General features: G+C 46.1%; 19 protein-coding genes and 1 other annotated feature. Of the genes, 8 read left to right on the plus strand and 11 right to left on the minus strand.

The features are described 5' to 3' along the window. Nucleotides 1–107: 107 nt before the first annotated feature. The 5 genes from AC6R16_RS08815 to AC6R16_RS08835 all read left to right on the plus strand — a co-directional run bounded on the left by AC6R16_RS08815 (nucleotide 108) and on the right by AC6R16_RS08835 (nucleotide 8009). Entirely contained in the window at nucleotides 108–1040 is a 933-nt protein-coding gene (locus AC6R16_RS08815) for an ABC transporter substrate-binding protein (protein ID WP_500674162.1), read from the plus strand. Nucleotides 1041–1224: 184 nt separating this feature from the next. Then, nucleotides 1225–5061, plus strand: coding sequence for an ATP-dependent RNA helicase HrpA (gene hrpA, locus AC6R16_RS08820; protein ID WP_500674220.1), 3837 nt, complete (start codon nucleotides 1225–1227; stop codon nucleotides 5059–5061). A 102-nt stretch (nucleotides 5062–5163) separates the two neighbouring features. Further along, on the plus strand, nucleotides 5164–5655 hold the full coding sequence (locus AC6R16_RS08825; RefSeq protein WP_239825587.1) for a porin family protein: 492 nt from the start codon (nucleotides 5164–5166) through the stop codon (nucleotides 5653–5655). A 157-nt stretch (nucleotides 5656–5812) separates the two neighbouring features. Next, the gene (locus tag AC6R16_RS08830; RefSeq protein ID WP_500674163.1) at nucleotides 5813–7624 is read left to right on the plus strand and encodes an ABC transporter ATP-binding protein/permease; all 1812 of its coding nucleotides are present in this window, start codon (nucleotides 5813–5815) and stop codon (nucleotides 7622–7624) included. A 31-nt stretch (nucleotides 7625–7655) separates the two neighbouring features. Further along, nucleotides 7656–8009 (plus strand): VOC family protein, encoded by a 354-nt coding sequence (locus tag AC6R16_RS08835; protein ID WP_500674164.1) that lies wholly within the window; start codon nucleotides 7656–7658, stop codon nucleotides 8007–8009. 45 nt (nucleotides 8010–8054) lie between these two features. Here AC6R16_RS08835 and AC6R16_RS08840 read toward each other — a convergent pair whose 3' ends face one another. From AC6R16_RS08840 to trpL2, 8 genes are all read right to left on the minus strand, one after another. Continuing rightward, the gene (locus AC6R16_RS08840) at nucleotides 8055–9314 is read right to left on the minus strand and encodes a dicarboxylate/amino acid:cation symporter (RefSeq protein WP_500674165.1); all 1260 of its coding nucleotides are present in this window, start codon (nucleotides 9312–9314) and stop codon (nucleotides 8055–8057) included. A gap of 339 nt (nucleotides 9315–9653) precedes the next feature. Further along, complete coding sequence (gene trpA, locus AC6R16_RS08845) at nucleotides 9654–10460, minus strand: tryptophan synthase subunit alpha (RefSeq protein WP_500674166.1); 807 nt, start codon at nucleotides 10458–10460, stop codon at nucleotides 9654–9656. Then, nucleotides 10460–11650, minus strand: coding sequence for a tryptophan synthase subunit beta (trpB, locus tag AC6R16_RS08850; RefSeq protein WP_004743950.1), 1191 nt, complete (start codon nucleotides 11648–11650; stop codon nucleotides 10460–10462). Before trpB ends, trpA begins: the two co-directional genes overlap by 1 nt. Nucleotides 11651–11700: 50 nt before the next feature. Continuing rightward, a complete protein-coding gene (trpCF, locus tag AC6R16_RS08855) occupies nucleotides 11701–13128 on the minus strand; it encodes a bifunctional indole-3-glycerol-phosphate synthase TrpC/phosphoribosylanthranilate isomerase TrpF (RefSeq protein ID WP_500674167.1) in 1428 nt (475 codons plus the stop codon). 25 nt (nucleotides 13129–13153) lie between these two features. Next, entirely contained in the window at nucleotides 13154–14152 is a 999-nt protein-coding gene (gene trpD / locus AC6R16_RS08860; RefSeq protein WP_500674168.1) for an anthranilate phosphoribosyltransferase, read from the minus strand. A gap of 11 nt (nucleotides 14153–14163) precedes the next feature. Beyond that, nucleotides 14164–14754 (minus strand): aminodeoxychorismate/anthranilate synthase component II, encoded by a 591-nt coding sequence (locus tag AC6R16_RS08865; protein WP_272248832.1) that lies wholly within the window; start codon nucleotides 14752–14754, stop codon nucleotides 14164–14166. Nucleotides 14755–14761: 7 nt separating this feature from the next. Continuing rightward, the gene (locus AC6R16_RS08870; protein ID WP_500674169.1) at nucleotides 14762–16324 is read right to left on the minus strand and encodes an anthranilate synthase component 1; all 1563 of its coding nucleotides are present in this window, start codon (nucleotides 16322–16324) and stop codon (nucleotides 14762–14764) included. A gap of 128 nt (nucleotides 16325–16452) precedes the next feature. Next, nucleotides 16453–16556, minus strand: a sequence feature (Trp leader region). Continuing rightward, on the minus strand, nucleotides 16503–16628 hold the full coding sequence (gene trpL2 / locus AC6R16_RS08875; RefSeq protein WP_004743554.1) for a tryptophan operon leader peptide: 126 nt from the start codon (nucleotides 16626–16628) through the stop codon (nucleotides 16503–16505). (Overlaps the previous feature by 54 nt.) Nucleotides 16629–16710: 82 nt before the next feature. Between trpL2 and rnm the strand changes: the two genes are divergently transcribed. The 3 genes from rnm to rluB all read left to right on the plus strand — a co-directional run bounded on the left by rnm (nucleotide 16711) and on the right by rluB (nucleotide 19279). Beyond that, entirely contained in the window at nucleotides 16711–17577 is an 867-nt protein-coding gene (gene rnm / locus AC6R16_RS08880) for an RNase RNM (RefSeq protein WP_500674170.1), read from the plus strand. Between the two features lie 36 nt (nucleotides 17578–17613). Continuing rightward, on the plus strand, nucleotides 17614–18234 hold the full coding sequence (locus AC6R16_RS08885) for an L-threonylcarbamoyladenylate synthase (protein WP_004743552.1): 621 nt from the start codon (nucleotides 17614–17616) through the stop codon (nucleotides 18232–18234). Nucleotides 18235–18340: 106 nt separating this feature from the next. After that, nucleotides 18341–19279, plus strand: a complete 939-nt coding sequence (rluB, locus tag AC6R16_RS08890; RefSeq protein ID WP_004749286.1) for a 23S rRNA pseudouridine(2605) synthase RluB — start codon at nucleotides 18341–18343, stop codon at nucleotides 19277–19279. Between the two features lie 60 nt (nucleotides 19280–19339). On the opposite strand, the gene AC6R16_RS08895 is transcribed toward rluB, so the two are convergent. The 3 genes from AC6R16_RS08895 to cydD all read right to left on the minus strand — a co-directional run bounded on the left by AC6R16_RS08895 (nucleotide 19340) and on the right by cydD (nucleotide 23132). Beyond that, entirely contained in the window at nucleotides 19340–19540 is a 201-nt protein-coding gene (locus tag AC6R16_RS08895; protein ID WP_500641946.1) for a DUF1289 domain-containing protein, read from the minus strand. Nucleotides 19541–19630: 90 nt separating this feature from the next. Further along, nucleotides 19631–21352: a heme ABC transporter ATP-binding protein/permease CydC gene (gene cydC / locus AC6R16_RS08900; RefSeq protein WP_500674171.1), complete on the minus strand. Its 1722-nt coding sequence runs from the start codon at nucleotides 21350–21352 to the stop codon at nucleotides 19631–19633. Next, complete coding sequence (gene cydD, locus AC6R16_RS08905) at nucleotides 21345–23132, minus strand: heme ABC transporter permease/ATP-binding protein CydD (protein ID WP_500674172.1); 1788 nt, start codon at nucleotides 23130–23132, stop codon at nucleotides 21345–21347. Before cydD ends, cydC begins: the two co-directional genes overlap by 8 nt. Nucleotides 23133–23168: the final 36 nt, after the last annotated feature.

Genomic DNA, 23168 nt, shown 5'->3' on the forward strand with positions numbered 1-23168 from the left:
TAGCAATATCGCTGCTCTTTTTTGTTTCTAGGGGCGTGATATCGGTTGGGTCAGTGAATTTTTCCTACTCTTACTACGTAGCAGCATAATAATAGCGGAGGTAATGGATGCGAATAGTCTTCCCATTTGTGCTTGCTTCCTTGGTCGCTTCAAATGTATCCGGTGAACCAATACGTTTACTGTCGCTCGATTGGAGTAGTCAGCAAGTCATTACAAAGGCTTTAGGAATACTGATTGAGCAGCAGGGGATTGAAGTGGAGTTTGTTCACGCAACATCTGATGCCCAATGGTTCCTGCTTGCGCAAGGTAAAGCAGATATTCAGGTGGAAGTTTGGCAAGGTTCAATGGGGACAAAGTACGAACAGCTCGTAGCAAAAGGATTCATACAAGAGGGAGCGACCCATCTTGCCCAAACGCGAGAAGAGTGGTGGTACCCGAGCTATGTGGAGCAGCAATGTCCGGGTCTGCCAAGATGGGAGGCTTTGAAATCTTGTGCTTCAGTATTTGCCGAGCACAAAGGGGGCAAAGGTATCTACTATACCGGTCCCTGGGAAAAGCCCGATGCGGCAAGAATCAGGGCGCTAGAATTGAACTTGCAAGTACACGTTTTGCCAGACGGTGAATCAATCAACAAGAAGATACATAGTTACGTTAAGGCCAATCGACCTCTGTTGATCTTTAACTGGTCACCGAATTGGGTAGAGGCGAAGTATGACGGAAGTTTTGTTGAGTTTCCGCCGTACAGCAAGGAGTGTGAATTTGAGCCTGAATGGGGAGTGAACAGCAAGTTCAACTGGGATTGTGGCAATCCTAAAGGTGGTTGGCTGAAAACAGCAGTTTCCAACGAACTGAAAGAGAAGTCTTTGTGTGCCTTTGATATTGTTTCTACTTTCAAACTGACAAATCAGCATGTTGCGTCTGCAGCGCTTCTCGCTGACGTAGAAAAACTCTCAGTAAATAAAGCTGCGCTCGAATGGTTGGATAGATTCGCTTCTGAGCAACAAGACTGGCTCAATCATAGCTCTTGTAAGCCTTTGTGACGAATAAATAAAGCACAGGCTCACCCATCCACATCTCGTAATCTGTGATACAATTCGCGCGTTTTAGATCAAGATAAGAATAGGAAACGCTTTGACTTCGTCACAGCCAGAAAACTCAAAAGCAGCGGATAGCCAAGTTCAGGCTAACACTGCTGCTTCTCTTCGCAAAGCGCTGAACCAGTGCATGCTGAAAGATAGATTTCGTCTAAGCAAACGTATCTCCGGGGCAAATAAAATTAAAAAAGAAGCCTCACGTAATGCGGTGTTTGACGAGATCGCGCTTGATATTGCCAAATCTATGATGGAAGCAGAGCAGCGCACCAATTACATCCCTAAGATTGAATACCCTGAAATTCTGCCTGTTAGCCAGAAGAAGGATGACATTGCGCAAGCGATCGAGCAAAACCAAGTGGTTATCGTTGCGGGTGAAACGGGGTCAGGTAAAACGACTCAGTTACCTAAGATCTGTGCGGAGCTCGGTCGTGGCAAGTTTGGCTTGATTGGTCATACACAGCCTCGTCGTTTAGCGGCGCGTTCGGTGGCGAATCGAATTGCTGAAGAGATGGAAACTAAGCTTGGCGAGTATGTCGGCTACAAGGTCCGCTTTAACGACCAAATCTCAGAGAACACTCAAATTAAACTGATGACTGACGGTATTTTGCTGGCAGAGATCCAACACGATCGCTATCTCAATCAGTATGACACCATCATTATTGATGAAGCGCACGAACGTAGCTTAAATATCGATTTTATCTTGGGCTATTTGAAAGAACTTTTACCGCGTCGCCCCGATCTAAAAGTGATCATCACGTCAGCAACCATCGACCCAGAGCGTTTCTCGAAGCACTTTAGTAATGCACCGATTATTGAAGTATCGGGACGTACTTACCCAGTGGAAACACGTTATCGCCCACTGCGCGGTGAGGATGATGTTGATCGCGACCAATTAGACGGTATTTTCGAAGCGGTTGATGAGCTATGCGATGAAGGTCTGGGTGATATCCTGATCTTTATGAACGGTGAGCGTGAGATTCGTGATACTGCAGATGCGCTAGCTAAACGGAATCTAAAGAGCACGGAAATTGTGCCGCTTTACGCGCGATTGTCTGCGGGTGAGCAAAACAAGATATTCCAACCCCATGCGGGTCGCCGAATCGTATTGGCAACCAACGTCGCGGAAACCTCGTTAACGGTACCGGGTATCAAGTATGTCATTGATCCAGGTACAGCGCGTATTAGCCGTTATAGTTATCGAACTAAAGTACAGCGCTTGCCGATAGAGCCGGTTTCTCAAGCGAGCGCAAACCAACGTAAAGGTCGTTGTGGCCGTGTTGAAGAAGGTATCTGTATTCGCCTTTACTCGGAAGATGATTACAACTCTCGCCCTGAGTTTACCGATCCAGAGATTCTGCGTACCAACCTAGCGTCGGTAATCCTGCAGATGACAGCACTCGGTTTAGGCGATATTGAAGCCTTCCCATTTGTAGAAGCGCCAGATAAACGCAATATTCAAGACGGTGTAAGGCTGCTAGAAGAGCTTGGTGCGATCAACGAAAAAGCCAAAGATCCGAAAAAACGCCTAACTTCAGTCGGTCGTCAATTAGCCAAGCTGCCCATTGACCCGCGCTTAGCTCGTATGGTGCTTGAAGCGCCAAAATACGGTGCACTGAAAGAGCTGATGATCATCGCTTCTGCCTTGTCTATTCAAGATCCGCGCGAGCGCCCAAGCGAAAAACAGCAATCGTCAGATGATAAACATCGCCGTTTCTTCCATGAAGAGTCTGATTTCCTAACGTTTGTAAACTTGTGGGATTACGTTCAGAAACAGCAGAAAAAACTGTCTGGTAACCAGTTCCGTAAGCAGTGTAAGCAAGATTACTTGAACTACTTACGTGTGCGTGAGTGGCAAGATGTTTATTTCCAAGTCCATCAAGCGATGCGTGAAATGGACTTCAAACTTAATGATGAACCAGCTAGTTATCAAGGTGTGCATAGTGCAATTCTCGTTGGCCTGCTATCTCACATTGGTATGAAAGACGCAGAGAAGAATGAATATCAAGGCGCTCGTAATGCTCGTTTTCATATCTTCCCTGCTTCAGGCCTTTTCAAGAAGCAGCCGAAGTGGATTATGTCCGCAGAGCTGGTGGAAACCTCAAAGCTGTGGGGTAGAGTCATTGCTAAGATTCAACCGGAGTGGATTGAACCTTTAGCCAAACACCTGATTAAGCGCAGCTACAGTGAACCACATTGGTCGAAGAAGCGCTCTGCAGTTATGGCACACGAGAAAGTGATGCTTTACGGAGTACCAATTGTGCCTAAGCGTCTGGTGAACTACGGCAGCATAGATCAGACCGTAAGCCGTGAAATCTTTATCCGTAGTGCGCTGGTTGAAGGCGAATGGGAGACCAAGCACGCGTTCTTCAAGCAAAATCGCAAGTTATTGCAAGAAGTTGAAGAGCTTGAGCACAAATCTCGCCGTCGTGACATTCTTGTTGATGACGACGAGCTGTTTGACTTCTACGATCAGCGTGTCGGTACAGAAGTTGTGTCTGGCAAGCACTTTGATACATGGTGGAAAAAGGCATCTCGCGATAATGCGGAACTGCTTAATTTTGAAAAAGAGATGCTGTTTAAGGGCGATGCGAGTCATATCACCGACCTCGATTACCCAAACTTCTGGCATCAGAGCGGACTTAAGCTCAAGCTGAGCTATCAATTTGAGCCGGGAGAAGATAACGATGGTGTGACAGTACATCTCCCGTTACCGATTTTGAATCAGGTTGAACAAGCAGGATTTGACTGGCAGATCACAGGTTTACGCCATGAGTTAGTGGTGAGCCTAATCAAGTCCTTGCCAAAAACCATTCGTAAGAATTTTGTTCCGGCACCGAATTACGCGGATGCGTTTTTAGCGCGTGCGACACCAATGGAAGCGCCGCTGCTTGATTCGCTAGAAAAAGAGCTACGCAGAATGACGGGTGTTGAAGTACTGCGTGAAGACTGGAACTTAGAGCAAGTGCCAGACCACTTGAAAGTGACTTTCCGTGCCGTTGATCATCGCAACCGCAAACTAAAAGAAAATCGCGATCTGCATGAGCTAAAAGAGAGCTTAAAAGACAAGGTGCAAGAAACCTTATCGAAAGTGGCAGACGATGATATTGAGCAGCAAGGGCTACATACGTGGAGCTTTGGCGAGTTGCCAAAAGTGTATCAGCAAAAACGCGGTGGTTACGATGTGAAAGCTTACCCAGCCATTGTTGATACCAAAGATAGCGTTGAGATTAAGCTGTATGAAACCGAGCACGAACAGGTTTCAGCAATGCAAGCAGGGCAACGCAGGCTGATCTTGCTTAACGTACCTTCGCCAATTAAGTATCTGCATTCGAACTTGCCGAACAAATCGAAACTCGGTTTGTACTTTAACCCGTACGGCAAAGTGCTAGACCTTATCGATGACTGTATCGCTTGTGGTGTTGACAAGCTGATTGAAGAGAAGGGTGGATTGGTTTGGCAGCCTGAACAGTTTGAACAGCTCAAAGAGCATGTTCGCGCTGAATTAGGTGATACTGTGGTAGAAATTGCCCAGCAAGTTGAGACAATTCTGACAACGGCATTTAACATTAACAAGAAGTTAAAAGGTAAGATCGACTTTACGATGGCGTTTGCTCTGTCTGATATTAAAGCGCAAATTGAAAGCTTGATCTTCAAAGGTTTTGCGACTGAATGTGGATGGAAGCGACTGCCTGATATTTTGCGTTACATGAAGGCGATCGAGCGTCGTATGGAAAAGTTACCTATCGACCCGAATAAAGATCGCTTACACATGCTGAAAATAGAGTCAGTGACTAATGATTACAAAGAGTTACTGAACAAAATTCCGAAAGGTATGGTCGTGCCCGACAACGTCAAAGAAGTACGTTGGATGATAGAAGAGCTAAGAGTGAGCTATTTTGCTCAACAACTTGGCACACCATACCCAGTGTCGGACAAGCGTGTGAAAATGGCGATTGATGCTTGCTAGGTATGTATATTGCATAACTAATTATACAGTTCATAATTTTGACGAATACGGCAGGGACTTGCCACACTGGTTCCTGCACCTTGAAACTAGAGAAGGTTTACTATGAAAAAGACACTACTAGCGCTAGCTCTGATTGGCGCATCAGCTACAGCTTCTGCGGACTCTTGGATCTACGGTGGTGCAAGTGTAGGTCAAGCTGATCTAGCGAATGATTCATCGACTTCTTACAACGTTCACGTGGGTACAGGTATTTTGCCGCTAATTGGTCTTGAAGCGGGCTACCAGAACTTTGGTGAATTCGACAATATCACTTACGGAAACTTTACAGGTAAGCTTGAAGGTTCAGGTGTCTACTTTGCGGCAAAGCCAAGTATCGATTTCGGTCCTCTTCATGTTTATGCGAAAGCAGGCCTGCACTCTTACGAGCTAACAGGTACGAGTTTTAAAGAAGACGAAATCGATATGATGTATGGCGTTGGTGCTGAATACTTCGTGATGGGTCCTATCTCAATGGGCGCAAGCTACAGTGTTTTCAATATGAAAGAGAAAGACGTTAAGAACTTTTCTCTAAACGCGACTTTCCACTTCTTCTAAGCGCGAGAAGAGACATTTCAATTTCTAAGCCTGACTTCGGTCAGGCTTTTTTGTATCTGGTAACCTCTCGGGTTGCTATTTATTCATTTAACCCCAATACCTTATGATAGGCAGGCGCCTTTGTTACAAGTCGCCAATTAGGAAATAAGGTACAACTATGCAATCAACGAGTGCTCCAAATCTTGATCAGCCTAACCCGGCTCAAGAGTTACCAAAGAAAAATTTGGGGATATTGTTAGAACTGGTCAACTTTATCAAACCTTATAAGTTGAAGGTTGCCGCTGCTGTGATTGCGTTAATTGTCACCGCCTCGTTAACACTGTCGGTCGGTCAAGGGGTGAGAATCTTGATTGACCAAGGTTTTGCTCAGCAATCGGTTCAAGAGCTAGGTAGTGCGATTGGGTTTATCCTCGTCGTCACCTTGCTGATCTCTATAGGTACGTTTTTCCGTTTCTATCTCGTTTCTTCGGTAGGGGAGCGAGTAAGTGCTGATATTCGGCTCGCGGTATTCAACCATATCATCACTCTTCATCCGAGCTATTTCGAGACCAATGGTAGTGGCGACATTATGTCGAGGATCACGACAGATACCACGTTACTTCAGAGCATTATTGGCTCTTCGTTCTCTATGGCGATGCGCAGTGCGTTGATGTGTATTGGCGCGGTAATTATGTTGTTTGCCACCAACATTAAACTCACGCTTATCGTGTTGGCTTCGGTGCCATTTATCCTGGTTCCAATTCTGTTTTACGGGCGACGAGTACGAGCCTTGTCTCGCCAAAGCCAAGATTCGATGGCAGATGTGGGTAGCTATGCCGGTGAAGCGATAGAGCATATTAAAACAGTACAAAGTTACAGCCGTGAAGCACAAGAAAAACGCTTTTTCTCCAATGAGGTAGAGCGAGCGTTCGAGATAGGGCGTAAACGCGTATTACAACGAGCGATCCTCATCTCTGGGGTGATTGTGATTGTGTTTAGCGCCATCTCAGGAATGCTATGGGTTGGAGGTAGTGACGTCATCAATGGTGTTATGTCGGCGGGCGATTTAGCGGCCTTTGTTTTCTACGCGATCATGGTTGCCTCTTCACTAGCGACAATTTCCGAAGTGCTCGGCGAATTGCAACGTGCGGCTGGTGCCACTGAGCGCCTAATCGAAATCCTGCAAGTGGAAAGCCACATTACCGCGCCTGAATCAATAAACCGAAGTACTGATAAACTGAAAGCGGAAGTCTCATTCAATGAGGTTTCCTTTCATTATCCTTCACGACCTGACCAACCTGCGATGCAAGACCTTAATCTTGTGGCAGAAGAAGGAAAAATCCTTGCGCTGGTTGGGCCTTCAGGGGCAGGGAAGACAACCTTATTTGAACTTTTGCAGCGATTCTATGACCCTCAGCAGGGCAGTGTTTTGTTAGGTGATATGGATGTAAGGGAGTTCGCCCCGCAAGATCTAAGAAACCAGATGGCCTTGGTGCCTCAGCAACCTGCTCTGTTTAGTCATGATGTCTTCCATAACATTCGCTACGGCAACCCAGAGGCGACGGATGCACAAGTGATCGAAGCAGCAAAGAAAGCGCACGCTCACGACTTCATTATGAACTTACCTGAAGGATACAACAGTTTCCTTGGCGAGCGCGGAGTCCGATTATCGGGTGGGCAAAAACAACGCATCGCAATTGCTAGAGCGATTTTGAAAGACCCGAATATCCTCTTGCTTGATGAAGCGACTAGTGCCCTCGACAGTGAAAGCGAACATCATGTACAGCAAGCGCTTGAAGAGTTGATGCGTGGTAGAACAACGATCATCATTGCGCACAGGCTCTCTACCATTAAACATGCCGATAAAATTGCAGTTTTGGATCATGGCCGGCTAGTCGATGTTGGTGACCACCAATCACTGCTAGAAAGTTGTGAACTCTATCAGCGTCTAGTTGAATTGCAGTTTAAACACCTTGAGAGCCATAGCTGACCATGTGTGGCAAGTTTATAGGAGAGATGGGATGAAACCTACTGCGTTGCTTGTTCATGTGCCCGATGTAGAAGCTGGCCTTGATTGGTATCAGAAAGCGTTTCCCATGGCTGAGGCTGTCTATTTACCCGATTACGATTTTACTTTGTTGCGCTTAGGGGATTTTGTTATCGAATTGGTACAAGCGGATGCCAAGGTCTCTAATGGGAAAAGTGGCACTGTGCTTTATTGGCTTACCGATAACTTGCAAACTCGAATCGAAGAGCTGTGTGCTCTAGGTGCAAAACTTTATCGAGGCCCACTCGACATTGAAGATGACATGATCATGCTCCAGCTTGAAGACCCCTTCGGCAATCTAATCGGATTACGCGGTCGTAAAAACTAAAAAAGCCACTCAATCGAGTGGCTTCAATTTCAATATTATCAGCGATTAAGCTTGCTGTTTTTGCAGGTCAGCTTCTTGCTCTTCTTCTTCAACTAGCGCATCAACAATAACTGCACACGCTGCATCACCTGTGATGTTCAGTGCTGTACGAATCATATCGAAGATACGGTCAAGAGCGAACAGTAGCGGTAGACCTTCAATTGGAATACCTGCTGCTAGAAGTACGGCAACGACTAGGAAAGATGGGCCTGGAACACCAGCCTGACCAACAGCACCAAGTGTTGATGTTACGATGATTGCGATATACGCGCCCATGCCTAGGTCGATGTTGAACAGCTGAGCAAAGAAGATTGCTACTAGGCCATAGTAAATCGCGTTACCTGACATGTTGATCGTTGCGCCTAATGGCAGAACGAATGATGCTGTCGAGTTCTTAACGCCTAACTCGTGCTCAACCGTGTCCATAGTCACTGGCAGAGTTGCCATTGAAGAGGCTGTAGACAGAGCAACGGCTTGTGGCTTCTTCATTGCTGTCAGGAACTTCTTCGCTGAAGTCTTAGTGAAGATATGTACCATCAGTGGGTAAGCGACGAAACCAAAGATAAGGATAGCAGCGACGTATACAACGAATAGCTTGAATACGACCATAAGAGCGGCAAAACCAAAGGTGCCAACCGCTTCTGCCATAAGACCGAATACGCCGATTGGTGCAATGATCATTACCTTGTTGATCATCCAAACCATAGCATCAACGATACAGTTTACACCGTTCATGATTGGCTCACGGCGCTCTTTTGCTTGCTTAGAAATAGCAATACCAAAGAACATGCAGAAAACTAGGATCTGTAGGATGTTTGCTTCGTTCAGTGATTGGAAAACGTTGGTTGGGATCATACCAGTGATGGTTGCCCAGAAAGTAGGAAGTTCACCTTTAGAAGCGTACTCAGCCGAGAACATGCCTTCGACACCGGAAACATCAATGCCAAGACCAGGTTTAAATACTTCGCCCATAAATAGCGCTAGCGCCACTGCGAGAGCAGAAGTCAAACCAAAGTAGCCTAATGTTACTAGGCCAACTTTACCGGCGGATTGGCTGTTACCTAGGCCAGCAGCACCAGAAATTAAAGCAACGGCAACCAGTGGGATAACTAGCATCTTGATTAGATTGATGAAGATCGCGCCCAGTGGAGCGAACATAGTTGCGCTGTTCCCCATAAAGGCACCAACGGCAGTACCTAGGATCATAGCTATGACAACTTGAACACCAATGTTGTTTAGCAAACTCTTTTCTTTTAACACTTCCATAACCTCTGTGCTAATAAAATTTAAAATCCAAGAATTACCCACCATTTTATTTATTAACAATGGATAATAATATCGTCTTGCTTTGTACACTTTAATTTTACATTTAGCAATATGCGTTATAGATAGTTCGAATAATTAATAAACGATTTATTGATTGGTGCTAAGTTTTTGTACAAAAGAAAACGTTTGCTATAAATCAAGGTTATCTGTTTTTAAGAGCCATTTGTTTAAAGAAGGGCAGTCGAAGGGGCTTGAATACGTGGATAGATGTTAAAAAAAAGATCAGATTCTTACACTCAATAAGAAGCTGATCTCATAGATGTTTAGATGGCTAACACGTTACTTCTGTGTTGCAGCCTTCATTGAAGAAACAAAGTTTGCGAGCTGATTTAACATCTCTGCTGGGTTTTCAGTATTCTTTTCAATGATTTTAACTACGGCTGAGCCAGAAATTGCTCCCGCAGCGCCTGCTTCGAGCGCCTGCTTAACTTGTTCTGGCTCAGAAATACCGAAACCTAGCAGCGCCGGAGGTGCATCAAACTGATTCAGTTTACTTAGCATATCGCCGACAGGCATATTTGCTTTGGTTTCAGCACCAGTTACACCTGCACGCGATAGTAGGTAAGTATAACCACCACCAAGCTGAGAAACTTGCTGAAGTGTTTCGTCACTTGCTGTTGGCGGTGCGATGAAGATTGGGTGAATACCGTGCTTTTCTGCCGCCGCGACGAACTCAGCACTTTCGTTGGTTGGAACGTCTGCGATCAAAACAGAATCAATCCCGGCTTGAGCGCAGCGCTGGTAGAAGTTTTCGATACCGCGAGAGTAAACCAAGTTAGCATACATCAGTAAGCCGATTGGCAGCTCTGGGTATTTGGCACGAATCTTACCGATTTGTTCGAAACAGATATCAGGTGTCGCGCCAGAATCTAGAGCGCGAATATTAGCACCTTGAATAGTTGGGCCATCTGCTAAAGGATCAGAAAACGGAATACCTAATTCAAGCGCATCTGCACCTGATTCAACGAGTGTTTCCATGATCTTGTAAGACTGCTCTGCGTTTGGATCGCAAACCGTTACAAAGGGTACAAATGCGCCTTGGTTTTTCTCGTTTAGGCGCTCAAACATCTTCGCATAACGACTCATTAGATCACTCCTTTTTCTTCTAGGATGGCGTGTACGGTGAAGATGTCTTTGTCACCACGACCGGATAGGTTAACAACCAATAACTGTTCTTTCTCTGGATTCTCGCGTGCCATCCGCAGTGCGTGCGCTAATGCGTGAGAAGACTCAAGCGCAGGAATAATACCTTCGCTACGCGCAAGCTCTTGGAAAGCGTCTAAAGCTTCGTCGTCGGTGACATTGTCATACTCTGCACGTCCAATGGCATTAAGGTGTGCGTGCTGCGGACCAACAGAAGGGAAGTCTAGTCCAGCAGAAACTGAGTAAGATTCTTCAACCTGACCATTTGGATCTTGCATCAATGGTGCTTTCATACCAAAGAAGATCCCTGTTTTACCATGCTTAAGAGGAGCACCATGTTGGTCGGTATCAATACCTTTACCTGCTGGCTCAACACCAATTAAACGTACGCTTTCTTCTTCAATGAAATCTGCAAACATACCAATGGCGTTAGAACCGCCGCCAACACAGGCAATAACTGCATCAGGAAGACGACCTTCGCGAGCAAGGATCTGGTTCTTCGTCTCTTCACCGATCATGCGTTGGAAGTCACGAACGATAGTTGGGAACGGGTGAGGGCCTGCTGCTGTACCTAATAGGTAGTGCGCATCCTCGTATGTTGCAGACCAATCACGTAGCGCTTCGTTACATGCATCTTTTAGCGTCGCAGAACCTGAATGAACAGGAATGACTTCAGCGCCCATCAGTTTCATACGGAATACGTTCGGGCTTTGACGTTCAACGTCTTTAGCACCCATGTAGACACGACACTTAAGACCGAGCAAAGCACAAGCGAGTGCTGTTGCCACACCGTGTTGACCTGCACCGGTTTCAGCGATGATTTCATTCTTACCCATGCGTTTAGCCAGCAGCGCTTGACCCAATACTTGATTGGTTTTGTGCGCGCCACCGTGAAGCAGGTCTTCACGTTTAAGGTAAAGTTTGGTCTTTGTGCCTTTAGTTAGGTTGCGAGTCAGCGTAAGCGCTGTTGGGCGACCTGCATACTCTTGTAGCAGTGACATAAATTCGCTACGAAACTCTGGGTCTTCTTGAGCATCAATAAACGCTTGTTCCAACTGCTCAAGGGCAGGGACCAAAATCTGTGGTACGTACTGACCACCATATTCGCCGAAGTAGGCATCTAGCTTTGCCATGTTAAAATTCCTTTCACTTTGAGCGCGTCTATAACGCGCTATACAAATTCTTAATAATTTCTGATTGCTGCAAAAGCTTGTTCTAGCTTTTCGCTATCTTTCTTACCCGGGGAGTGTTCGACACCCGAGTTGAGGTCTAATCCTAAACAGCCTTGAGCCGCGGCCTTTTGCGCGTTAAACGGTGTAATGCCGCCGGCCAACATAACCTTCGAAGGGTCGCCGATTAATGACCAATCAAATACTAAGCCTGTACCACCGACTTGAGAGCCGACTTTAGTATCGAGCAAGTGACGGTCAACGTTATTCTCGATAAGTTCAGGGACACTCTCGCTTACGCCATACGCTTTCCAGATTTCAACACCAGAAGGTAAAGATGTCTTTAATGTGTCAACAAACGCTTGATCTTCCTTGCCATGCAGTTGAACGGCGGAGAGGCCTAGTTCGTTGACAGTTGCGATGATTTGCTCATGCTGGTGGTTTTGGAACACACCCACATACTTAAGCGGCGCGCCACTCATTGTTAGTCGTGCGGATTCTAACGACACAAAGCGTTTAGATTGCTCGACAAAAATCAAACCACCAAAAATAGCGCCTGATTGGTAAGCTTTCGCGGCATCATCTGGGTGAGTCAAACCACATACTTTGTTTTCGCCCAAAGTCACTTTACGAACGGCGAGTTCAAGGTTTTCTTCTGCCATTAAAGAGCTTCCGATGAGGAAGCCGTGAGCGAACTCAGCAAGATCTCTCACTTGTTGGTGAGTGTAGATTCCAGACTCAGAGATCACGATTGCATCAGGTGCAAGTTGACGAATAGTCGGTGCCAATTCTTTGGTTCGATTTAGGTCGGTTGAAAGATCACGTAAGTTACGGTTGTTGATACCAATAACTTTCGCGCCTAGCTCTACAGCGCGGTGAAGCTCTTGCTCATTACTGACTTCAGTCAGTACGCCCATATCGAGTGAATGAGCCACCGCAGCCAACTCACGATATTCTTCATCATTGAGTACTGAAAGCATTAGCAGAATCGCATCGGCACTATAGTGACGTGCCAAATAAACCTGATAGGCATCAACCATAAAGTCTTTACATAGAATTGGCTGTTTCGCTTGCTTTCTTACCTGAGGTAGGAAGTCGAAGCTGCCTTGAAAGTACTTCTCGTCAGTTAACACCGAAATGGCGTTTGCATGGTTGTTGTAAACTGATGCTATGTAATCAAGGTCAAAGTCATCGCGAATTAAACCTTTGGAAGGAGAGGCCTTTTTACATTCGGTGATGAAAATAGTGTTGTCTTGTTTTAGCGCTGTATAGAAGCTGCGGTCTGATGGCGTTAGATCACTCTTGAATGTCTCAAGTGGCTGTGACTCTTTACGCTCAGCAACCCATTGGTACTTGTCGCGAACAATCTTAGCTAAGACTTCTGCCATCTCGGCTTCTTTAACAGAAACGTGTTCGGATAATTTTTCTTTTACCTGAGTCATTTTCATAACCTTATTGTTCGAGGTGTTAAGCGTGAGCCGCTAATTTCTGCACTAGCTCATAAGCCTTGCCAGAGTTCATCGCTTCCAGAGCTTGCGCTGCGTTTGCTTTAAGGTCTTCGTGACCAAATAGACGCATGAGTAGTGCTACATTGACGGCTACAGCACCTGCTTGAGCTTCTGTGCCTTTACCCGTCAAGATATTAGTCGTGAGAGCCTTGTTCTCTTCAGGTGTTCCGCCCTTAATTGCTTCGAGTGGGTGTTGGCTTAGGCCAAAGTCCGCTGGCGAAACTGTGTATTCATGAATAGCTCCATCTTTGATTTCTGCTACTGTAGTTTCACCGTGAATCGCGACTTCATCAAGTCCACTACCATGGACAACCGCTGCGCGTTTCATGCCCATCTTAAGCATGGTTTCTGCGATAGGGCGAACCAACTCTTTGCTGTATACACCCATTAGCTCGATATTTGGACGGGCAGGGTTAATCAGCGGGCCAAGGATATTGAAGATGGTACGTGTTTTCATCGTTTGACGCACAGGCATAGCGTGACGAACACCACTGTGATATTGCGGCGCAAACAAGAATGCGACACCGATTTCATCGACCGCGTTACGCGTATCTTCAGCACTCATCGCTAGGTTAATACCAAATTTATCGAGTAGGTCTGAAGAACCAGACTTACTTGAAACGCTTCGGTTACCATGTTTTGCGACCTTTAAACCACATGCAGCTGCGACAAATGCAGATGTGGTTGAAATATTGATGGTGTCATGACCGTCTCCGCCTGTTCCTACAATATCAGCAAAGTCATAATCTGGTCGTGGGAATGGGTTCGCATTGGCTAACAAGGCTTTTGCTGCGCCAGCAATCTCGTCTGGGGTCTCACCTTTAATTTTTAGCGCAGTTAGGGCTGACGCCATTAGAATTTGGTCTAACTCACCGCGGATAATAACGTCAAAAAGCTGTTGGCTTTCTAGCTCGCTCAGTGACTCTTGCTCGTAAAGTTTGTTGATAATCTGTTCCATGACCTTGTTCCTTATTTGTCGTTCTTCTTTAGAGCCCACTCAATGGCATTAGCTAGCAGCGTTGCACCGTAGGTAGTCATAATTGATTCTGGGTGGAATTGGAAACCACACACCTTATCTTGCTCTTGTACTACAGACATCACCAAATCATCAACTTCAGCCGTGATGGTTAAAGACGATGGTACTTCGGTTGCGACTAATGAATGGTAACGAGCAATGGCAAGAGGAGAAGGTAACCCAGCATAAGTGTCGTGGTTTTGGTGTTCCATCATCGATACTTTACCGTGAATGATTTCACCCGCGCCAGCCACGGTGCCGCCATAGGCTTCGACGATTGCTTGGTGACCTAAACAAATACCAATCATAGGTACTTTGCCTTTAAGACGTTGGATAATCTCTGGCATTGAGCCCGCTTCTGACGGAGCCCCCGGACCTGGAGATAACAGCACGACTGGGTTATCTAAATTAGCGACTGTCGATTCAATCGCTTCGGCCGCAATGTTGTTACGGTAGATCGTCACGTCGTGACCCAATGAGCGGAATTGATCGACTAGGTTATAGGTAAACGAATCAAAATTGTCGATAAAAACGATATTTGCCATCTCGATGCTACTCCTTATGTGCTGATTGAATAGCAGAGATTACTGCTTGAGCTTTACCGCGGGTTTCGTCGGCTTCAGCTTGTGGGTCTGAATCAAAAACAACCCCAGCGCCGGCTTGAACTTGCGCGATGCCATTTTCTACGTAAGCAGAGCGAATCACGATACACGTATCTAATGTTCCTTCTCCAGTAAGATAGCCCACTGCGCCGCCATAGCTGCCGCGACGGGCTCCCTCGACATCTCGAATCAATTGCATTGCGCGGATTTTCGGCGCACCAGTTAGCGTGCCCATATTCATACAAGCTTGATAAGCGTGTAGGGCATCTAAGTCATCACGCAATTGACCTACAACACGTGAGACTAGATGCATCACATGGCTGTAGCGGTCGACTTTAAGCAAGTCAGCAACGTGGCGAGTGCCTGCTTGAGAGATACGAGCCACATCATTGCGTGCTAAATCGACTAGCATCATGTGCTCAGCATTCTCTTTTTTATCAGTGCGCAGCTCTAACTCGATACGGCTATCTAGATCAAAGTCGATCTCGCCATTTGGTCTTTTGCCACGACGGCGAGTACCTGCAATAGGGTAGATCTCGACTTGGTTTGATTGAGTTTCGTACTTAAGAGCACTTTCCGGTGAAGCGCCGAACAGAGTGAAAAGCTCATCTTGCATGTAGAACATGTAAGGGCTTGGGTTGCTCTGTTTTAGCTCTTTATAAGCCGCCAGTGGAGAAGGGCAAGGCAAGGTAAAGCGACGTGATGGCACGACTTGGAAAACATCGCCTTTAACCACAAACTCTTTTAAGTCGCGCACAATCTGACAGAAGTCAGTATCGGAAATGCTTGGCTCTGCGTGAGTATCAGCAACCGGTACTGCTTTTGGTAGCGTTTTTAAATTGGCACAGGCTGCACTGATCTCTTCGATACGAGCAGTTAATTCAGGTTTGCAAGCGTCGGTGGCGAACAGGGCAGCTTGAAGCTCACATGACTGTTTTTGATGGTCGACAACCAGTAAGGTTTCCGCAACATAGAAAACGTAGTCAGGACATTGGTTTGATTGAGCTGCATCACCCAAAGGCTCAAAGTTAGCCACTAAATCATAGGCAAACAAGCCACCGATAAAAATTGCGTGCTTGTGCAGCTCTGCAATATCGAAGCTGTGCTGAATCAAACGCAGAGCATCAAAGGAAGAGGCTTCGCGTAGGCGAGAGTCTTCATCTAAGGTGTTGCACGGTGCGCTGTATTCCAGTACTAGTTCGCTGCCGTTAAATGTGTGCTCAATATTTGGATTGATGTTGTGCGTAAGGTGAGAAAGCAGGTTTTTACCATTGTCGGTTAACGCGGTCATTGTCACCGTATGTCCGAAACAAACGATGCGCACCGCTGAGTCAACAATAAGAAGGCTTTGTAGGTCCTGCTTTGAGTCGATTTCAGCAGATTCCAGTAGCAGGCTGTCGGTTTTGTTTTCACATAGCGTGTGAAAGAGCTGCGTAGGATCTTGGGCATAAGGTGCCGTGCTTCGAATTAACTCGATGTTACCTAGCTTCTTGATTTCAATGGCCTTGTTCACAAGACCTCCTTTTCTCTAAAATTTCTACTTCCTGCCGTACATAGTCGCATAAAGCAAACGGTCACCCAATCAGGTTTTGGTTAAATTTGACGATTGTTTAAGCACTTAGATGTGAGACAGATTACAAAACAAAAAAGCCCGCTTTAGTAGCGGGCTTTCGAAACTTGAATTCTATGAATTAGAAGTACACGTTAGCCCACCAAGAACTTGTCCAAGTGCGCCACCAAGCAAGATCAGCTGAACTATTATTCATAGTGCCAGCAGCAACTTTTGCTTTATGGTTTTGGTTAATGTCTTGTAACATAGTGAGCCTTAAGTCAGGTACTTCGTATTTGTGTACTAGTTAACTAGTGCAGAGGTAAAAAGTCAACTAAAAAAACAAAATTATGAGAATTGATTTACACAGTCATACGACCGCCTCAGATGGAAGACTGCCTCCACATGAATTAATAGATAGAGCCCTTGGCTTTCAGCTTGATGTATTAGCGATCACCGATCATGATACTGTCGACGCATTATCGACCGCGCATCAATATGTCCAAGACAATAATCTGCCTTTGAAGATCATCAACGGAATTGAAATTTCTACCGTTTGGCAGAATAAAGATATTCACATTGTAGGTTTGAATATCGACCCAGAGTCTCAAGCACTCAATGAACTGATCGTAAAACAAAAAAATCATCGAGTAGCACGCGCTGAAATGATTGCTCATCGCCTTGAAAAAGCAACGCAAGAAGGTGTGCTCGAAGATGTAAAAATAATTGCTGGTGACGCGCCAATCACGCGGGCCCACTTCGCTAAATGGCTGGTCGATAACGGCTATGCGAAAACGATGCAGCAAGTGTTTAAGAAATACCTAACGCGCAATAATCCGGGTTATGTGCCGCCAAACTGGTGCACAATGAAAGAAGCGATTGAAGCAATTCATGCCGCTGGTGGGCAGGCTGTACTGGCTCACCCAGGGCGCTATGATCTAACTGCTAAATGGATAAAACGGCTAATCAGTGCGTTTGTTGAAGCAGGAGGAGATGCGATGGAAGTTGCTCAACCTCAACAAGGGCAACAAGAAAGGCGCAACTTGGCGGATTATGCTATACAATACAATCTATTAGCCTCTCAAGGCAGCGACTTTCATTATCCTTCACCTTGGATGGAGTTAGGACGAAATTTATGGCTTCCATCGGGCGTTGAACCTGTATGGAAAGATTGGGGTATTGAGCCTTCAATGTCAGAACCAATCAATACCAATTAACTATAGAGTCGTGAGACTCGATAATGAGGAATTACAATGAGCCAGTTTTTTTACGTACACCCAGAAAACCCTCAGGCTCGCTTGATCAATCAAGCTGTAGCAATCATTCGTAATGGTGGGGTAGTTATTTACCCTACGGATTCGGGATACGCATTGGGTTGTCAGCTTGAAAATAAACAGGCACTGGAGCGTATCTGTCAGATTCGTCGTTTAGATGATAAGCACAACTTTACTTTGTTGTGCCGAGATTTATCTGAGCTCTCTCTTTATGCTCGTGTAGATAATACGGCATTTCGTCTGCTGAAGAACAATACGCCTGGCCCATACACCTTTATTTTTAAAGGGACTAAGGAAGTGCCGCGTCGCTTAATGAACGCTAAGCGTAAGACGATTGGTATTCGCGTGCCAGACAACCAAATTGCCCTCGACTTACTCGAAGCGCTTGGCGAGCCGCTGATGTCAACATCGCTTATCTTACCGGGTAACGATATGACCGAATCTGACCCTGAGGACATTCGTGACAAACTAGAGCATGCGGTTGATTGTATTCTTAATGGTGGTTATCTAGGCGAGCAACCAACGACAGTGGTTGATTTCAGTAATGATGAACCAATCATTGCCCGTGTTGGTTCAGGTGATCCTGCTCCATTCGAATAGTCAAAAGTGCGTGATTTTCACCACACTTTTTGCGATAATGTGCGACCGCGATTTTGGGTCGCACTTGTTTATTCGACGTCTGAGAAGACGACACATAGGTAGATAAATGAACGAAAAACTACAGAAAGTATTGGCTCGAGCTGGTCATGGCTCTCGACGCGAACTAGAAGCTTTGATTAAAGCGGGTCGTGTGAGCGTGAACGGTATCGTTGCTAAACTTGGCGAACGACTAGAAGACGAAAATGCAGTTGTGCGTATCGACGGACACACTGTTTCTGCTAAAGCGCAGGAAGAAGTGATTTGTCGTGTATTAGCGTACTACAAGCCTGAAGGTGAACTGTGTACTCGTCATGATCCAGAAGGTCGTCGTACTGTTTTTGATCGTCTGCCAAAAATCCGCGGTTCTCGTTGGATTTCAGTTGGCCGTCTTGATGCCAACACTTCGGGCTTACTGCTATTTACCACCGATGGTGAATTGGCTAACCGCTTAATGCACCCAAGCCGCCAAGTAGAACGTGAATACCTAGTGCGTGTATTTGGTGAAGTGACTGAACAGAAGGTGAAGAACCTAGTTCGTGGCGTTGAACTTGAAGACGGCATGGCTCGCTTCGAAGACGTTGTCTACGCGGGTGGCGATGGCATGAACCACACTTTCTACGTAGCGATTAACGAAGGTCGTAACCGTGAGGTTCGTCGTTTGTGGGAATCTCAAGATACTACGGTTAGCCGCTTAAAACGTGTACGTTACGGTGACATTTACCTAGACAAGAAACTGCCTCGCGGTGGATGGATGGAACTGGATCTTAAAGAGGTTAACTATCTACGTGAGCTAGTTGAGCTTCGCCCAGAGAAAGAGACATTGCTTGATGAAAACAAAGCAAACTCATCTCGTAAGCGTGAACGCTCACGCAGCCAAAAGATTCGTCGTGCAGTTAAACGTCACGAAGAACGCGTAAACAGTGGTGGTGGTCGTAGCAACAACCCATCACGCCGTAAGCCGAAAAAAGGCGCAGGTCAGCCGAACGCACGCAATAAGCAGCGTTAAGCAAAAGCAAAGTGATTTAAAAAGCAGCCGGTAGGCTGCTTTTTTCGTTTTGAGCTACTGTTAACTCCAGCGACCCTTTCGCTCCGATTTTCGCTGAGCACACACTTCAAGAATGTTCTGTTTTTGCTCATTGGTTGACTGCGACCATCTTAAGATTTCGTCCAACGAACGATAGCAACCTAAGCAAATATCATCCTGATCTAAACAGCAGTGACGAATGCAGGGGTTAGGAATAGAGCGATTTGAAGGTTGCGCTGCCATAAGCCATACCAAAAACACCTTTTGTATAAGTATACAAAAAGCCCCGGCTTACGGTAATTGTAGGCCGGGGCTATGTAAGATTTTTATCTATTAGAGAGTTTGGCTCAGAGCGAAATAGCGACCTTGCTGCTCTATCAATTGCTGATGAGAGCCATGTTCAACAATCTCACCTTGCTCTATTAAACAAATCGAATCCATCTTGTCTAAGTTGACTAAACGGTGGGTGATAAACACCACCGTTTTACCGACAAAATGCTCCTCGAACAATTGCATGATTTGCTGTTCTGTCTGCTTGTCTAAACCTTCGGTAGGCTCATCAAGTAATAGGATTGGCGCATTATGTAGCAAGGCACGTGCAATACCAATTCGGCGCTTTTCTCCACCAGACAGCTGTCTACCACCGTCGCCAAGCCATGTGTCTAAACCTGCCTCGTCGAGAAGTTTAGCCAGCCCGACTTTAGACAGAACCTGAGCAAGCTCATCGTCCTCAGTAAGTGGTTTAGCCATGACTAGGTTGTCACGCAGTGAGCCATTAAGAATATCGACACGTTGGCTCACAACGCTAATGGCTTGGCGTAGCTGACTTTCACTCCACTCTTGGATTGGTTTACCCGCAATTTCGATGCAGCCTTGTTGAACATCCCAATAGCGGTTAAGCAACTGTAGAAGAGTCGATTTGCCAGAGCCAGTTTGACCGACAATCGCAATTCTGTGCTGAGCTGGAATCGCTAACTCGATGCGTTTAACGACATCATTGTTTGCGTCAGGGTAGTGGAAAGAGACCCCTTTATATTCGATTGAGAACTGCTGCTCATGCTCTGTCTCTTTCTTAGGGAAACAGACATCTGGTTTAGATTGAGTGATATCGTTGAGCCTGCGAGCCGAAGTCAGAGTCTGGCCTAGATGTTGGAACGCGCCAGCGATTGGCATTAACAGCTCAACACTCGCCATTGTGGCAAACGCGACCAGAGCGATCATAGGATCTGGCGTATTGCCGCCGACACCGTCCGCCGCGAGCCATAGCATTAGCACAATCGTCCAGCCGTTAGCTAGCAATAGTAAGGCTTGTGCAAGTCCAGAAAAGTGAGCGTTAAAGAACTGATTCTTTAGCAGTTTCTGTTGTGTCTCAAGGATTGCATTACGGTAGCGTTCTTCTGCACCAAACAGTGTGAGTTCACTGTACCCTTGTAACCAATCAAGGGTAGCGATACGCAAATCGGCTTTGTTTTGAGTGAGTTCACCACCGTTGCGCTTACCCAGTTTGTAAAACAGTACAGGCCACGTCAGTAGTATTGCGAACAGAATAGCGCCTAATGTTAAGCCTAGCTCTGCATCAAACCAGCTAATGAGTGCAGTAAGACCTAAGATACCTAACGTGCCGACAACCATTGGACTTACCAACCTTAGGTAGACATGATCCATCGCATCAATATCGGCCACTAGACGGTTGAGTAGATCGGCATCGCGAAGGTTAGATACGCGGCCCGGGATCAGCGGTGCTAGCTTAGAAAAGAAAAAGATTCGCAGATCAGTAAGCAGCTTAAAAGTTGCGTTATGGCTAACCACACGCTCACCCCAACGTCCGGCAGTCCGCCCCATAGCAAATCCACGCACAAACGCGCCTGGCAGCATGTAGTTAAAGGTTTCTCTTGCGATGGTGAGACCTGCAACGGCTGCTGCTGATAAGAACCAACCTGATAAAGTCAAAAGGCCAATAGAAGCAGCTAAGGTTAGAAACGCCAATAGCATACCGAGTGAAAGACCAAACCAGTGCTTCTTATACAGTTTTAGGTAGGGAAGTAATTCACGCATCTAAGTTCCCCTTATTGGTTTGGTTGAGTGCTTGGTTGGCAGAAAGCATTTCTTGGAACAGTCCTTCACAGTTAGCGAGATGTTCAAATTGTCCAGACTGAACGATCTGACCGTCTTTCATGACGAGGATTTGTTCGACATTTTTAAGTGGTGTTAGCTGGTGGGTAACCATTAAGGCGGTTTTACCTGTGATCTGGTTTTCTAAACCTTGCATCACAAGACGCTCGCTTCGAGCATCCAAGCTTGCCGTTGGCTCATCAAGCAACCAGAAGCGGCCGTTTTGCACCATAGCACGCGCCAAAGCGAGGCGCTGCGCTTGTCCTACCGATAAACCACCAGAGCGGTCGGAGACAGCGTAGTCGAGGCCATGCTGATTCACAAATTCTGCTGAGAACGACTCTTCCAAGGCCTGATTGATGACTTGATCACTGACGTTGGTTTTACCAAGCGTAATGTTGTCACGTATTGAGCCGTGCAGTAGCAGTGGGTTTTGACCAACCCAACTGATTTTCTCGCGCCAACTTTCAAGATCGAGCTCAGTACGCTCAATGTTGTTAATCGTTAGAGACCCTTTGTAAGGTAAGAAACCCAAGATTGCGTTAATCAGGGTCGTTTTACCGGCTCCGCTTGGGCCAACTAGGGCTGTGGTTTGCGCGGAAGAAAGCTTAAAGCTTACTGGACCCAATAGCTTTTGTCCTTCTGGAGAGTAAACTTCGAGATCTGTTGCTGTGATAGATATGGAATCTGTTTCGCCAAGCTTGGTCGAACCTGAGCGAACGGTTTCTACGTCTGTTTCGATAAACTCAACAATGCTTTCTGCAGCGCCTACCGCTTGCTGTTTTGCATGGTAGAAAGTGCCTAAGTCTCGCAGTGGCTGATAAAATTCTGGGGCTAAGACCAGAATGAATAGTCCTGCAAACAGCGTAACACCCGCACCATAGTCACCAAAGTTAAGTTCTCCAATGAAAGCAAAACCAAAGTAAACCGCTGTCAACGCAATGGAGATAGAAGTAAAGAACTCAAGTACTGCAGAGGAAAGAAACGCTATTTTGAGCACGTCCATAGTGCGCACTCTAAACACTTCCGATGCGCCGCGCATCACTTCAGTCTCTGCTGCGGTTCGGTCAAACAGCCTGATGGTTGTCATTGACTGAAGGCGGTCATAGAAGTGACCGGACAAACGCTGCAGTGCTTTAAAGTTCTTACGGTTAGCGTCAGCGGCTTTCATCCCCACTAATGCCATAAACATTGGAACCAATGGCGCGGTAATTAAGAAGATCAAACCAGCTGCCCAGTTGACCGGAAAAACAACGATCAAAATGACAAATGGCACTAATACAGAAAGCGACATTTGCGGTAAATAGCGAGCGAAGAAGTCGTGCATGTCTTCGACTTGTTCTAACAACAAGGTTGCCCAAGCCCCTGCGGGTTTACCTTTGATGTATGCTGGCCCAAGTTCACGCAGTTTATCGAGAATAAGCTGGCGGATATAAACACGAATCTGTTCGCCGCAACGAAAACCTGCGATTTCTCGACCCCATGAACAAAGAGCACGAGCACCGATAACGGCAACTAAACCAAGGAAGTAAGGGACTAATTCATATTTATCGACATGTTCGATAATGAGTTGGTGCAATATTGTTGCAAGCAGAGCGGCCTGAACTAAAAGGAATATGCTTGAAAGAACACCTAGACCGACAGCAATCATAAGCCAGCGCTTGGCGAGCTTACTTTGCTGCTTGAGCCATTGATTCAAGCTGCGTTGTTTCTTTTTATCCATCGTGAAGGCTTAATGAGAATTATTATAAAGTTTTAG

The sequence above is a fragment of the Vibrio sp. R10-SG3-ISO10 genome, assembly GCF_059834185.1.

Bases quoted from the DNA above. Each gene is read 5' to 3' on its own strand.
- AC6R16_RS08865 (WP_272248832.1), bottom strand. From the start codon at position 14,754: ATGGCAAATATCGTTTTTATCGACAATTTTGATTCGTTTACCTATAAC.
- AC6R16_RS08885 (WP_004743552.1), top strand. From the start codon at position 17,614: ATGAGCCAGTTTTTTTACGTACACCCAGAAAACCCTCAGGCTCGCTTG.
- rluB (WP_004749286.1), top strand. From the start codon at position 18,341: ATGAACGAAAAACTACAGAAAGTATTGGCTCGAGCTGGTCATGGCTCT.
- rnm (WP_500674170.1), top strand. From the start codon at position 16,711: ATGAGAATTGATTTACACAGTCATACGACCGCCTCAGATGGAAGACTG.
- trpA (WP_500674166.1), bottom strand. From the start codon at position 10,460: ATGAGTCGTTATGCGAAGATGTTTGAGCGCCTAAACGAGAAAAACCAA.
- cydC (WP_500674171.1), bottom strand. From the start codon at position 21,352: ATGCGTGAATTACTTCCCTACCTAAAACTGTATAAGAAGCACTGGTTT.
- trpL2 (WP_004743554.1), bottom strand. From the start codon at position 16,628: ATGTTACAAGACATTAACCAAAACCATAAAGCAAAAGTTGCTGCTGGC.
- AC6R16_RS08840 (WP_500674165.1), bottom strand. From the start codon at position 9,314: ATGGAAGTGTTAAAAGAAAAGAGTTTGCTAAACAACATTGGTGTTCAA.
- cydD (WP_500674172.1), bottom strand. From the start codon at position 23,132: ATGGATAAAAAGAAACAACGCAGCTTGAATCAATGGCTCAAGCAGCAA.
- hrpA (WP_500674220.1), top strand. From the start codon at position 1,225: ATGCTGAAAGATAGATTTCGTCTAAGCAAACGTATCTCCGGGGCAAAT.
- AC6R16_RS08815 (WP_500674162.1), top strand. From the start codon at position 108: ATGCGAATAGTCTTCCCATTTGTGCTTGCTTCCTTGGTCGCTTCAAAT.
- trpB (WP_004743950.1), bottom strand. From the start codon at position 11,650: ATGGCAAAGCTAGATGCCTACTTCGGCGAATATGGTGGTCAGTACGTA.
- AC6R16_RS08830 (WP_500674163.1), top strand. From the start codon at position 5,813: ATGCAATCAACGAGTGCTCCAAATCTTGATCAGCCTAACCCGGCTCAA.
- AC6R16_RS08835 (WP_500674164.1), top strand. From the start codon at position 7,656: ATGAAACCTACTGCGTTGCTTGTTCATGTGCCCGATGTAGAAGCTGGC.
- AC6R16_RS08895 (WP_500641946.1), bottom strand. From the start codon at position 19,540: ATGGCAGCGCAACCTTCAAATCGCTCTATTCCTAACCCCTGCATTCGT.
- AC6R16_RS08825 (WP_239825587.1), top strand. From the start codon at position 5,164: ATGAAAAAGACACTACTAGCGCTAGCTCTGATTGGCGCATCAGCTACA.
- trpD (WP_500674168.1), bottom strand. From the start codon at position 14,152: ATGGAACAGATTATCAACAAACTTTACGAGCAAGAGTCACTGAGCGAG.
- trpCF (WP_500674167.1), bottom strand. From the start codon at position 13,128: ATGACTCAGGTAAAAGAAAAATTATCCGAACACGTTTCTGTTAAAGAA.